Consider the following 12,980-nt stretch of genomic DNA (forward strand, 5'->3'; position numbering starts at 1 on the left):
CCCGGAGAGCGGAGCGTAATGCCCAGAGAATCGATGTTGATCGGCCCCTGAAGGCGCACTTCGACTCAAAAACCAGGCCATTGTCTGGTTCTTATTCATGCTTGCTGACCAATTCGTTCCAATTTCCCCCACACCATCCCGAGGCCCAGAAATTCCTCGACGGTCGCGAACGTTTTGCAGACGTCGACGATGAGGATGAAGAAGAGCCGGTAGAACAGGGAGTAAAAAATCAGACGCGCTTCCTCTTTTTCGACCGCCACGCAATACAAGGCGGCGATCAGATCCAGAATGGTGAGACTGAGCCACCAGTACGCGAGGAAGTAGATCAGACCGAACGCGGTGGCGATAAAGATGAAATAGAGGTTCGCGAACACGTTCATGACCGGCCAGATCAACGACTCGAAGGCCATCGACCAGAGCACCACCGTCCCGCCGAAGTTGATCGTCGGGTTAAAAAACAGGTCGCGGTGCTTCCGGATGGCCTGGATGATGCCGCGCGTCCAGCGGTAGCGTTGCTTCAGGAGGTCGGTCAGCGTGTTGGGGGCCTCCGTATACGAACGGGCGTTCGGCTCGTATTCGACGCGCCACCCTTCCCGGATGATCTTCAGCGTGAGGTCGCAATCCTCGGCGAAGGTGTCCGAGCTGTAGTAGCCGGCATCGACGATCGCCTGCTTCCGAAACAGCCCGAGCGGGCCCGGGATGATGTTCACCAGCTTGAAGAGGCTCTGCGCGGAGCGGGCCATGTTCAGGCCTTCCACGTATTCGAGCGCCTGCAGCGTCGTCCAGATGTTGTCGCGGTTGTCCACCTTGACGTTGCCGGCCACCGCCCCGATGTCTTCCTGCTCGAAATGGCGAATGGCCGCCTTGAGCGTGTTGGGCGAAAGCTGGGAGTCGCCGTCGACGCAGAGCACAAAATCGTATTCCGATACCTGGATGCCGGCGTTGAGCGCGGTCGACTTGCCGCCGTTGGGCTTCTCGACCAGCTTCACCTGCGCGCGCCCGTAGTTGCCCACCAGCGAGCGGGCGATGTATACGGTGTCGTCCCGCGAGCCGTCATCCACGATGATGATCTCATACTGCGGGTAGTCGATATGGAGCAGCGAATGGATCGTCGTCCGCAGGAGCTTGCCCTCGTTGTACGCCGGCACGATGATCGATACCGGAGGGAAATGCCGCGGCGTCTCCTCGGAAAGCGTGTGCTTCGTCGTGGTGAGGTAGGCGGTATTGAGCTGCGTGAGATAACGCAGCAGCAGGATGATGAGGAAGAGCACCAGCGCCACGATCGACGAATAGACGCCCAGGCCCTGCCAGGACAGCGTGCTCTTTTTCCCGGTCCACCGCAACAGATAGTTGCCCGGATCCTCCATGAAGAGGTAGATCACCACGAACAGGAAGAGCGACAGGCTCCCGTAGATCATGATGCGGGTAAGGTATTTTCTCCCCTTGTCTTCGTCGGCCTCGGTACGCGGCACCTCAATCGGAAGAAACGGAATGCTGGAGACGGGCTGCGGCAATCCGCCGCGGCCCGCCGGCCGGGGCGCCGGCACGCCTTCGCGACGGGCGAAGGAGGTCCCTCCGCCGGTAGCCGGAGCGACCGGGGCATCCCCCTCGCCACGCTCGATCGAACGCGGCTGTAACCAGTCTCTGAGTTGTTCTATAAATCCCATACCTGTAGCTGCAAGGGGAGCTGCTGCCTAGAGCGTCCAGTACAAAGAAGCCGCCAGGACGCCCATACGATATCTGTCGTCACGGAGGAGACCGCTTCCTTCAAGAAAACGCACGGAATATCCGGTGCTGCCGCTGACACTGACGGAGACGCGTTCGACGATCTGGTAAATCACGTCCGACTCGATGCGCGCCGCGAAGGCGTCACGCCGGTACGACACCAGCCCGGTCGTGGCGCGGGCGCGGACATACCAGCGGCGTTTGTATTCGCCCTCGAATTCGAGCCAGATGTCGTACGAACGGTAGTCCTGGGGGGAGAAGTAGGTCTCGAGGACGTGCCGGTAGTTGATGTTGTTCAGGGAGAGCCCGAGACTCAGGAAGCGCTGGAAGCGGTAGCTGCTCTCGAGGCGCAGGTCGGTCCCGACGTTGGAACTAATGCCCGTCGTCGTGCTGTCGGCGCGGCCGCGCACGACGTTCAGGGCGAGGCCCGCCATCACCGTAAGCCGGTCGTTCTTCAGGAAGCGCTGTTTGCCCTTGGCCTCGAACTGGGTCAGCCGGAGCCCGAACTGACCGCCGGCCGGCGACCAGAGCACGGTAGCGCCCTCGGTGCTCCGCGCGCTGAGGGCGTACGAATGCTTTTCATGCCAGTAACAATCGTCGCCGATCCAGCGGCGCTTGTTCTGGTAGTTGATCTCCGCGAAGCCGGTGGTGCGCCCGCCGGCGTAATCGAACAGGCCCAGCGATACGGCCATGCGGCTCACCGTCTCCGACGTGTCCACCTGGGCGATGTAGCCTTGCGCGTTCTCCAGATCCACCCGTGGCGCCGGACATTCGCGGCGCGCCTTCGGGCGCCGGGGATTCGTCATATCGAAGATCCCCCCCGCCATGATCTGATTCACCCGTTCCACCGCCGTGCCCGAGTTGGGCAGGAGGCGGCGGGTGCCGTTCTGAAAGTGGGAGATGAGGCCGGCCGTCAGCACGAACGGGTTCTGGGCGGACCGGGCCGTGTCCCGGGGCACCGTCACCTGCGTGAGCATGCCCTGGGCCCAGTGTTCGTATTCCGTGATCCGGCCCCGCGCCGTGATGTACTGGGACACCGGCACGAAGAGGCCGGCGTAATCGGTGTCGAACATGTGCTCCACCAGCTGGATGCGCTGGTTGAGCCGCTCCTCGGCCACCGGTTCGAGCCGCGAGAACAACCCGAGGCGGTCGACCCGATGGTGGTACACGGTATCGGCCTGCGCGAACCGGCGGGATTCGAGATAGATCTGCGCCAGCAGGTCGCGCGCGGCCACGTCCCGCGGATTGCGGGCGATCATATCCTCCAGTTCGCGGATGGCGCCGGCCCGGTCCTCGAGGTAATACCGGTACCGGGCGATCATCCAGGCCAGCGCGTATTCATATTCCAGCTCCTGCAGGCTCTCGAGGATGCCGATGGCCTTGCCGTACTGCTCGGCCTGGGCATAGACCTCCGCCATCTCGACGAGGACGGCGCGCGGCCGGCGGCCGGCGACCTGGAAGTAGCGTTCGTAGTCGTCGATGGCCGCCTGCGTATTGCCGAGGCCGGCGAGCATGCGCGCCTCGCTCAGGGCCTGGGCCTCGCGGTCGAGGTTGCGGCGTTGCAGCGCGCGCTCGATCCGCGCGTCGATCGCATACATCCGGTTCCGGTCGGATGGCGTCCCGACGGCGAAGGCGCGGCGCAGGTTGCGATCGGCGGCGTCGAGCCGGCCCAGCGTCAGTTCGCGTTCGGCGCGATCGAGCAAGGCGTCGGCGTCGTCGGGATACCGCGCGAGATGTTCGTCCAGATACCGGCCGGAGCGCGCCGTGATGCGGCCCGATGCGATCTCCAAACGCGCATAAAGCATCCGATACGCCAGCTCGGTCGAATCCCGCGCCAGCAGCATCTCAACCTGCTCGCCGGCCTCGGGGAAGAGTCCGTTCTGGGTGAGCAGGTTCGCGTATTCATAGCGTGCGCTCGCATCGTCCGGATACGAGGCGATCATCCGCTCGTAGAGGGTCAGCGCCTCGTCGGACCGGCGCTGCGCGATAAAGGCGTCGATCAGCTCGCGCAGCACGTCGCGATCGTTCGACTCGTTCGAGAAACGCGCCTCCAGCTTGGCCATATAGCCGGACGCCAGCGTGGCGCGCTCGGATTCCAGCATCGCCAGCCGGCTCACGTAGCCCGAATCCTCGGGCGTCACGTAGTCCTGATCCAGCAACACGTCGTACGCCTCGGCGATGCGGCCGGCATCGGCCAGGGCATCCACCAGATTGTAGCGCAAGGTCCGGTCGGACGGATGCTGCTGCAGCAGGTAGGTATAGCGATCGACGGGATACGCCGGCGTAAAACCGACCGAAGAAACCAGGCCCTTGTCGATCGTCTCGTACATCGCCAGCCACCGCTGCGTCTCGGTGTGCCGTTCGGACAGCAGCATCAGCTGATCGTACGCGTCGGCAAAACGGCGGTAGGCCAGCAGCTCTTCGATAAACCGGTAGCGGCGCTCGTCGAGCAGCGGCTGATCGGCGGGGTTGACGGCGCGCACGGGCGGCGGCGTGGAGAGCCGCTGGACTACGGTGCGGCCTTCTCGCGTGGCTTGGAGGCCCTGCCGCGCTTCCGCATTCGCCGGATTCAGGCGCAGCGCCTGCTCGAAGGCGTCGACGGCCGTATCGTATTTGCCCTGCCACAGGCGGAAATACCCGAGGCGCATATGGAGATCGGAATCGGTCGGGAAAAAGGCCAGATACCGTTCCGCCACCCGTTCGCCTCGGGCGTTATCGCCGGCGTAGGACGCCAGCGCGATCAGATAACGGTGGACCGATTCCGGGCTGCCCTGCATGCCCTGGAGATAAACTTCGTATTGATTGGCGGCTTCCGGAAAGCGGCTGTCCTCGTAGAGGGCGTCGGCATACTGCCGGCGGGCCTGGTAGTCGTTCGGATGGTCCGCGACATAACGCGCCAGCTCGTCGATGGGCCGGAACGGTTCGCCGGCCATCGTGACGTTCTGCGCCGGCACGGGGCTGGTCTGCGCATGAGCCGGCCGTGCGGCCGGCCAGCATGCCGCCAGCGCCATCAAAAAGAGGGTAGGGTGAACGAAACGCTTCATGTATGCGGGACGCATGTCGCCTTGATCGCGTGCTATAAGCTTTCAGGCTCGCGCCTTATCGGGCTTCCATGGCGTAGGCCATGAAATCGTCTGCGCGTTCGAACGGCTGTCCGTTGGGGACAACGACGACCGAAACGCTTTCGAGGAGATGTTTTTGGTCCGAGGGATGTTCTTTAGCGAGGCTCGCCTGCAGCGCGTCGAAGAAGCGCTGCACGAGATCCTGCCTGGCGTCCGGCATGACCAGCACCAGCCGCTGCGAGTCGCGATCGACGAGGAACCGGTCTTCCGGTCTCAGGACCTGTTCCACATGGTCGACGAGTTCGGCGAAGGGCACCGGCGACGCCGCCTGGGCATCGAGGCGGAGGGCCATGAGCATGAAGGGGGCGTCCTCCTGATTCCGCCGGCCGAAGCACTGGTTGAGGGCGGCCTGAAAATCCGCCTGTTCCGCCCCGTCGTCGAGCGGTTGCGCGGCGAAGGCCGTCAGGGGCACGCGCGCGCCGCCGGCGGACTGCACCGGGTTGAGCGTGCGGGCCTTTTTGGGCGGCGAGGCCGGCCGGGCGCGGCGCGACGACCGGGCCGCGGGCCGCGCGGCGTTGACGCCGGCCATCGAGAGATCCCACTGCTCCACCCGTTCGTGATGCACGTGCCCGATCCCCGGGAGCAGCGTCAGGCGGCGGCTGGCGCCGCCGGCGGCATCCTCGTCCAGTTCGAGATGGATGCTGCCGCTGACATGGTTGCGGACGAAGTCGACAATCTGCCCGGATACCGGATTGATCGGTTCGGGGAGGAGGAGCACGATGGTGGCGTCCGACGCGCTGAGCGCCTCGAGGGTCTGCAGGAAAGCCTGCCGGAAGCCCTCGAACGATCGGAACTGCATGAACGGCATGAAGTCGTTGATCACCACCCGCGTCGGGCGCTCCTGCATGATGAGCGTGACGAGATCGCCGAGCGCGCGCGCGGCGGTCTGGTCGTCGAGATGCTGCAGGCCGGACACGTCGGGAATCCACATGAGCCGGACAAACCCCCGTTCGTACGCACCCTGGAGATCAAAATTCACGGAATCGGCCTGGATAAACCAATCCTGGGGCCGGCCGGGAGAGATAAACAGGCAGGACTCGTCCGCCGAGGCCCCGGCCTGCAGGAAGAGCATGGCCAGAAGGCCGCGCCCGCTGGCGGCATCGCCGTAGCAGAGATAGGTGCCTCCCTGGTACATGCCTCCCCAGGAAGCGTCCACGACGTCAATGCCGGTCAAGATTTGGGGAACGTGAGCCAAGTTGCGTTTGAGCTGTGACTGAATAGGGGTGTGCTACGTGCGGTGCCACGGGCTTCCGATACCAGCCGGTCCGGAGCGCATCGCATGGGCGCGGCAGCAGGCTGCCGGCATGGCGATACCGTGACACACATCAAACATAGCGGTATCCATCATGGGCCTGTACAGAGATCGAAGCGCGCATGACGCACGAAAGGGCGCGGGTTTGGAGCGATTTACCCGAAGCGAACGGAGCGGAAGCCATCCAGAGAACGATGCGTTGCAGCGCGTGCACGTCGCTTCGCGCGGGACAAGCGCCTACCGATGCGCGCATGGCGTTTTATCTGTCCGATGGATTGTGTTGGTGAAAATAAACTTTTTCAATCTGAATTCGTTGCACCTTCTCTTTTTTACGGAGTGACGGACAAACAAAGACCGCGCCACGTGTGCGGCTCCGCTCGAAAAAACACGCCCCCGGTTCCCTCTGGCGTACCTGACGAGGACGCGGTATATTCGAGAGCCATGCGCGCTCAGCCCCTGGGCGCGGCATCAACCCGTCTTCCAACACCTACCTAAGACGTAAATTGAAGTAGCATATATGGCGGATACGAGTGACTTTCGGAATGGGTTGACCCTGATCTGGAACAACGATCTATGGACGATCATCGAGTTCCAGCACGTAAAACCGGGCAAAGGCGGCGCTTTCGTACGGTCGAAGCTCAAGAATGTGAAGTCCGGCAAAGTCGTGGACAACACCTTCCGCGCCGGCGAGCGCGTCGAAACGGCCCGCATCGAGCGCCGGCCCCATCAGCTGCTCTACCAGGATGACCTGGGCGTCCACTTCATGGATCAGGAATCGTACGAGCAGATCACGTTGCCGGCGGACATGGTGTACCGCCGCGAGTTTATCAAGGATGGCGGGACGGTAGACATCCTCTTCCATGCCGAAACGGAAAAGGCGTTGACGGTGGAAATCGCCACCAACGTCGAACTCGCCGTCACGACGACAGAGCCCGGCATCAAGGGCGACACGGCCACCGGCGCCACCAAGCCGGCGACCATGGAGAGCGGAGCCGTCATCCAGGTCCCCCTCTTTATCAACGAGGGCGACATCCTGCGTGTCAATACCGATACGAGGTCGTACGTCACCCGCGTAGCGGCCGCCTGACCCACGGGCGCAGCCAAAGCCATCTGCAGACGCATCGTTATGGATCTTACCCAGATTAGAGAACTCCTCAAGGTCGTTGCCGACAGCGGCGTGGCTGAAGTGGAAATCGAAGAAGAAGGCTTCCGGATGGTCGTCCGCCTGACGGCGCCCACGGTCACCCTGCAGCCCCAGCAGGCGGCCTACCCCATGCCGCCGATGTATCCGTACGCGCCGCCGCCCGCCTATCCGCCGGCGTACGCGCCCCAGGCCGCCCCGCCCCCTCCGCCGCCGCCGGCTCCGGCCGCGCCAGCGGCCCCGCCGGCTCCCGCCCCCCCCGCCGAAGCCGTGGTCAACGCCAACGATTTTGTCGTGAAGGCGCCGATCGTGGGCACCTTCTACCGGGCGCCCGGCCCCGACGCCGGGCCGTTCGTCAACGTGGGCGACCGGGTGAACCCCGGCGACGTGCTGTGCATCATCGAAGCGATGAAGCTCATGAACGAGATCGAATGCGACGTGGCCGGCACCATCAAGGAAATCCTGGTGCAGAACGCCGAACCGGTCGATTTCGAGAAGCCGCTGTTTCTCATCGCGAAGGATTGAGCGCTCCGGCGCCTCCCACCCACCCACGCTAACGCCACACCGTCGTGAAGAAGGTTTTGATCGCCAATCGGGGCGAGATCGCGCTGCGTATCATCCGGACGTGCCACGAAATGGGGTTGCAGACCGTCGCCGTCTTTTCGACCGCCGATCGGGACTCGCTGCATGTCCGATTTGCCGGCGAAGCGGTGTGCATCGGTCCGCCACCCTCGCGTGACAGTTATCTGCGCATGTCCCAGATCATCGCCGCCGCCGAAGTCACCGGCGCGGACGCGATCCATCCGGGTTATGGCTTTCTGGCCGAAAACGCCGAATTCAGCGCCATCTGCAAGGATCACGGGATCAAGTTCATCGGCCCCTCCGCCGAAGTGATCACGCTGATGGGCGACAAGAGCCTGGCGAAGACGACGATGCGGGCGGCCGACGTGCCGTGCGTGCCGGGGTCCGAAGGCGTCGTGCGCGACGTCCGCGAGGCCATCTCCATCGCCGGCGACATCGGCTATCCGGTGCTCGTGAAGGCCAGCGCCGGCGGCGGCGGACGCGGGATGCGCGTCGTGCAGACCGAAAAGGACCTGCCCAACCTCTTCAACGCGGCGCGGAGCGAGGCCGAAGCGTCCTTCGGGAATGCGGACGTCTATATCGAGAAGTTCGTGCGCCAGCCGCGCCACGTCGAAATCCAGCTCCTGGGCGACGGACAGGGCACCGTGATCCACTTCGGGGAGCGCGAGTGCTCGATCCAGCGCCGGCACCAGAAGCTGCTCGAGGAATCCCCCTCGCCGATCATCGACGAAAAGCTGCGCGCCCGCATGGGCGAGGCGGCGGTGCGCGGCGCCGAGTCGGTGAATTACGAAGGCGCCGGCACGGTCGAGTTCCTCGTCGACGCCGATCGCAACTTCTACTTCATCGAGATGAACACGCGCATCCAGGTGGAGCACCCCGTCACGGAGGAGGTGACGGACAGCGACCTGATCGAGTACCAGATCCGCGTCGCGATGGGCGAGCGGATCCGGAAGCGCGAGGTGCCGATGCAGGGACACAGCATCGAGTGCCGCATCAACGCCGAAAATCCCTACAAGAACTTCAGCCCGTCGCCGGGAACGATCAAGACGTTCCATCCCCCCGGAGGCCACGGCGTCCGGATGGACACCCACGTTTATACCGGCTACGTCATCCCGCCGTATTACGATTCCATGATCGGCAAGCTGATCGTCCGCGCCCGCACGCGCGACCTCGCGATCAAGAAGATGCGCCGCGCGCTGGATGAATTCGTGATCGAGGGCGTGCAGACGACGATTCCGTTCCATCGCCAGCTGATGGACGATCCGAAGTTCCAGGCCGGCACGTTCGACACGCATTTCCTCGAAACATTCAAGCTTAACGAAGCGGAATAAGCCGGCCGAAAGCGTATTCTTGCCTATTCGCGTATCGCCGCATCCAACCCGCGCAGGTTGGTCCGCTCGAGCTGTCGACCATGCTCCGGAGGCGACGACGCGGCCCGGATCATCGACCCAGCTAGCCAACGCCTATCATGGATTTTCCGAAGGATTTACGCTACACGAAGGAGCATGAATGGGTTCGGATGGAGGAGGGCGGCCAGACGGCCGTCATCGGCATCACGAACTTCGCCCAGAGCGAACTCGGCGACATCGTCTATGTCGAACTCGAAGCCGAAGGCTCCTACATCGAAAAAGACGCGGTATTCGGCACCGTCGAGGCCGTCAAGACCGTCTCCGAGCTGTACATGCCGCTGTCCGGACGGATCGTGGCGATCAACGAAGAACTCGATCAAAACCCCGAACTGGTCAACGCAAGCCCCTACGACAAAGGCTGGATGATCCGGATCGAGGTGCAGGACAAGGCCTCGTTCGAGGCGTTGCTGACCGCCGGCGACTACGCCGCTCTGATTGGTTGACCGTTTGCCGGCGCGGCCGGCGTTTCGCTCTCGCTCGCCTCATGCGGCGCTCCATCCAGCGCCCAGTCCGCATTCCTTTCCCCCGGCGGACCGGTTCTTTCAACAGCAGTAGTGTCCATGCACCAGCGCATCATCATTCTGGATTTCGGCTCCCAGTTCACCCAGTTGATCGCACGGCGCGTCCGGGAGGCCGGTGTCTATTCGGAGATCTATCCGTGCACCATCCCTGCGGCCGACGTCATCGCGATGAAGCCGCACGGCCTCATCCTGTCCGGCAGCCACTGGTCGGTCTACGACGACGGCGCGCCTTCCCTGTCGCCGCAGTTGCTGGACCTCAAGCGGGATGACGGGACGCCGGTGCCCGTGCTCGGGATCTGCTACGGGCTGCAAACCATGGCCTACGTCTCGGGGGGCGCCGTCGAACAGGCCGAGCGGCGCGAGTTCGGCCGCGCGGCCATCGACGTGCTGGACGACCAGGATCTGCTGTTCGGGGTACCGAGCGGGTCCACCGTGTGGATGAGCCACGGCGACCACCTGACGCGCCTGCCCGACGGCTACGAGCTGATCGCCAAAACGAGCAACTCGATCGCGGCGGTACGCGCCGCCGGCGAAGCGAAGTACGGGGTGCAGTTTCATCCCGAGGTCGCGCATACGGAATACGGCCGGCAGGTGCTCCACAATTTCGTCCACGGGATCTGCGGCTGCACCGGAGACTGGTCCACGCGCTCCTTCATCGACGAGAAGACGGAGGAGATCCGCAAGCAGGTCGGCGACGACCACGTCATCCTCGGGCTATCGGGCGGGGTCGACTCGTCCGTCGCCGCCGCGCTGTTGCATCATGCGCTCGGCGACCAGCTCACCTGCATCTTCGTGAACAACGGCCTGCTGCGGAAGGGCGAATGGGAGCAGGTGCAGCATACGTTTCGCGACCACTTCCACGTCCGACTCGAAGCCGTCGACGCGACCGACCTCTTTCTGGATCGTCTGGCCGGTGTCGCGGACCCCGAAAAGAAGCGGCGGATCATCGGCAATACGTTTATCGAAGTTTTTGAAGAGGCGACCGACCGCATCACGCAAAGCCTTGGCCGCCGGCCGGCTTTCCTGGCGCAGGGGACGCTCTACCCGGATGTCATCGAGAGCGTCTCGTTCAAGGGCCCGTCGGCGACGATCAAGACGCACCACAACGTGGGCGGTCTGCCCGAAAAACTCAACTTCAAGATCCTGGAGCCCTTCCGCGAGTTATTCAAGGACGAGGTACGGGAGATCGGGCGTCTGCTCCATCTGCCGGAAGACATGATCCGCCGGCACCCCTTCCCCGGGCCGGGCCTGGCCGTGCGGACCCTGGGGCCGGTCACCGCCTCCGACCTCGCCGTGCTCCGCGAGGCCGACGCTATTTTTATCGAGGAGTTGCACCGGCACAACCTGTACGATAGCGTCTGGCAGGCGTTTGCAGTACTTTTACCGGTCCAGTCCGTGGGCGTGATGGGCGACGGGCGAACCTATGAAAACGTATGCGCCCTGCGCGCCGTGACCAGCGTCGACGGCATGACCGCCGACTGGGCCCAGCTGCCCTACGCGTTCCTCGCCCACGTATCGAACCGGATCGTGAACGAGATCCGGGGCATCAACCGTACCGTATACGACATCAGCTCCAAACCCCCCGCCACCATCGAGTGGGAATGAACTCTAACGGCATGCGGAAATTCCTCCTCATCGGACTGCTGCTCGCGCTGGGCGCTGCGCCGGCGCGCGCGCAGGCCCCGACCAACCCGATACCGATCGAAGAATCGGCCGAATCCGTCTTCCAGACCGCCCTGCAGGCCTACCAGGACCGGGAGTACGATGTCGCCGCGCGCCTGTTCGGGGTGGTCGCCAACACCTACGGCTTTCATCGCAAGACGACTGCGGCGCTGGTCATGCGCGCCAAGGCCCTGTATCACCGGGGCGACTACGAGCTGGCGGTCGGGGAGTTGAACAGTTTCCTGTCGCGTTACCCCCGCAGCCGGTATGTGATGGAAGCGCGCAACACCCTGTCGCTTTCCGAGCAGGGGCTCGATCAAACCGCGAACCGGGTCGAGATCGTCCGGCTCGGCATCGCCTTGCCGCTCAGCGAGGAGGCGGCGGCGCTGACGCAGGAGATGTTCAACGGCATCCGGATCGCCGTCGAGGAATACAACGCGGCCTCGGTGGTGCAGGCCGACGGGACGCGCCGGCCGCTGGTGCAGATGGTGTTCGCGGATACCGGCAACGACGCGATCAAGGCGCGCAACGCGATCGAGCAGCTCGCCACCGTGGAACGCGTCGACGCCATCATCGGGCCGCTCTTCAGCGCGGAGGCGGAAGCCGCCGCCCGCGTGGCCGAGGACCGTCGCGTCGTCCTGCTCGCACCGCTCGCGACGTCGGAGACCGTTTCCCAGCAGCGCAGGTTCGTTTTTCAGGCCAACCCCACGTTCTCGATGCGCGGCCGGCTCATGGGCCGTTTCGCCGTGCGCGGCCTGCAGCTCCGCCGGCTGGGCCTGATCACCGACGGCGAAAGCCCCGAGGATCGCCTTCAGGCGGCGAACTTCGCCAACGAAGTGCTCGACCTGGGCGCGGAGCTGGTCTACGAGACCTATCTGGACGACTCCCGCTCGTGGTTCCGGCTGTCCGAAACGATGAACCGCGACTCGATCCGGCAGGCCGAAGCCGTCTTCCTGCCAATCACCGGCAGCAACGCGCCCACCCTCATCGGCGGCGCCCTCAGCAGCCTCGACCGGATCGGCGCGATAACGCGGGTGCTGGGCACCGTGTCGTGGCACAACCTGCCCATGGGCTCGCAGGCCAGCCATTACAACGTGACGTACACCAATGATTTCTACGTCGACGAGACGAGCCCGGCCAACCTGACCTTCGTCCAGCGCTTCGAGGATCTGGCGCGCCAGGCTCCATCGCGCATGGCGTATACGGGTTACGACGTGAGCACCTTCATCCTCCAGCGGTTCGAGCAGCGTCGCTACGATGCGCGCCCGCTCGTGGATCTGATCCACTCGGCACCGCCCTTCGAGGGGGTCGGTATCCGGCTCGATTTCCAGGAGGGCAACGTAAATCAGGCCATGTTCTACCACCGGTACGTCGACGGGACACCCACCCTCATGCGGTGACGCCGGCCGGCGGAACTGCCCGATACCCGTTACGTACCATCGAACGCTCGACACCCGGGGCCGGCGGCGTCCCCTGATGCACAATATCGCCGGCCTGCGCCTCGTTATGGCTGTGTCCGCCGAAGCGGGCCCGCCAGCGCCGGCCCACGAGCGCTCCCATACCGCT

9 protein-coding genes are annotated in these 12,980 nt (G+C 64.2%); 6 read left to right on the forward strand and 3 right to left on the reverse strand.

What is annotated here, in order from left to right; genetic code table 11:
- Positions 1–95: 95 nt before the first annotated feature.
- The 3 genes from R2834_09855 to R2834_09865 are packed head-to-tail and all read right to left on the reverse strand — an operon-like array spanning position 96 to position 6,021.
- On the reverse strand, positions 96–1,667 hold the full coding sequence (locus R2834_09855; GenBank protein ID MEZ4700620.1) for a glycosyltransferase family 2 protein: 1,572 nt from the start codon (positions 1,665–1,667) through the stop codon (positions 96–98).
- Between the two features lie 27 nt (positions 1,668–1,694).
- Positions 1,695–4,769, reverse strand: coding sequence for a tetratricopeptide repeat protein (locus tag R2834_09860; GenBank protein MEZ4700621.1), 3,075 nt, complete (start codon positions 4,767–4,769; stop codon positions 1,695–1,697).
- Between the two features lie 55 nt (positions 4,770–4,824).
- Positions 4,825–6,021 carry an ATPase domain-containing protein gene (locus R2834_09865; GenBank protein MEZ4700622.1) on the reverse strand — a complete coding sequence of 399 codons (1,197 nt, stop codon included), beginning with the start codon at positions 6,019–6,021 and terminating at the stop codon, positions 4,825–4,827.
- Between the two features lie 595 nt (positions 6,022–6,616).
- Here R2834_09865 and efp point away from each other — a divergent pair.
- From efp to R2834_09895, 6 genes are all read left to right on the forward strand, one after another.
- A complete protein-coding gene (gene efp, locus R2834_09870; GenBank protein ID MEZ4700623.1) occupies positions 6,617–7,186 on the forward strand; it encodes an elongation factor P in 570 nt (189 codons plus the stop codon).
- A 39-nt stretch (positions 7,187–7,225) separates the two neighbouring features.
- Positions 7,226–7,765: an acetyl-CoA carboxylase biotin carboxyl carrier protein gene (gene accB / locus R2834_09875; GenBank protein ID MEZ4700624.1), complete on the forward strand. Its 540-nt coding sequence runs from the start codon at positions 7,226–7,228 to the stop codon at positions 7,763–7,765.
- A gap of 44 nt (positions 7,766–7,809) precedes the next feature.
- A complete protein-coding gene (accC, locus tag R2834_09880; GenBank protein ID MEZ4700625.1) occupies positions 7,810–9,153 on the forward strand; it encodes an acetyl-CoA carboxylase biotin carboxylase subunit in 1,344 nt (447 codons plus the stop codon).
- 137 nt (positions 9,154–9,290) lie between these two features.
- Positions 9,291–9,674 carry a glycine cleavage system protein GcvH gene (gcvH, locus tag R2834_09885; GenBank protein ID MEZ4700626.1) on the forward strand — a complete coding sequence of 128 codons (384 nt, stop codon included), beginning with the start codon at positions 9,291–9,293 and terminating at the stop codon, positions 9,672–9,674.
- Between the two features lie 117 nt (positions 9,675–9,791).
- Positions 9,792–11,357 (forward strand): glutamine-hydrolyzing GMP synthase, encoded by a 1,566-nt coding sequence (guaA, locus tag R2834_09890; GenBank protein ID MEZ4700627.1) that lies wholly within the window; start codon positions 9,792–9,794, stop codon positions 11,355–11,357.
- Positions 11,358–11,368: 11 nt separating this feature from the next.
- A complete protein-coding gene (locus R2834_09895) occupies positions 11,369–12,814 on the forward strand; it encodes an ABC transporter substrate-binding protein (GenBank protein MEZ4700628.1) in 1,446 nt (481 codons plus the stop codon).
- Positions 12,815–12,980: the final 166 nt, after the last annotated feature.

The sequence above is a fragment of the Rhodothermales bacterium genome, assembly GCA_041391505.1.
Classification (GTDB): Bacteria; Bacteroidota; Rhodothermia; order Rhodothermales; family JAHQVL01; genus JAWKNW01.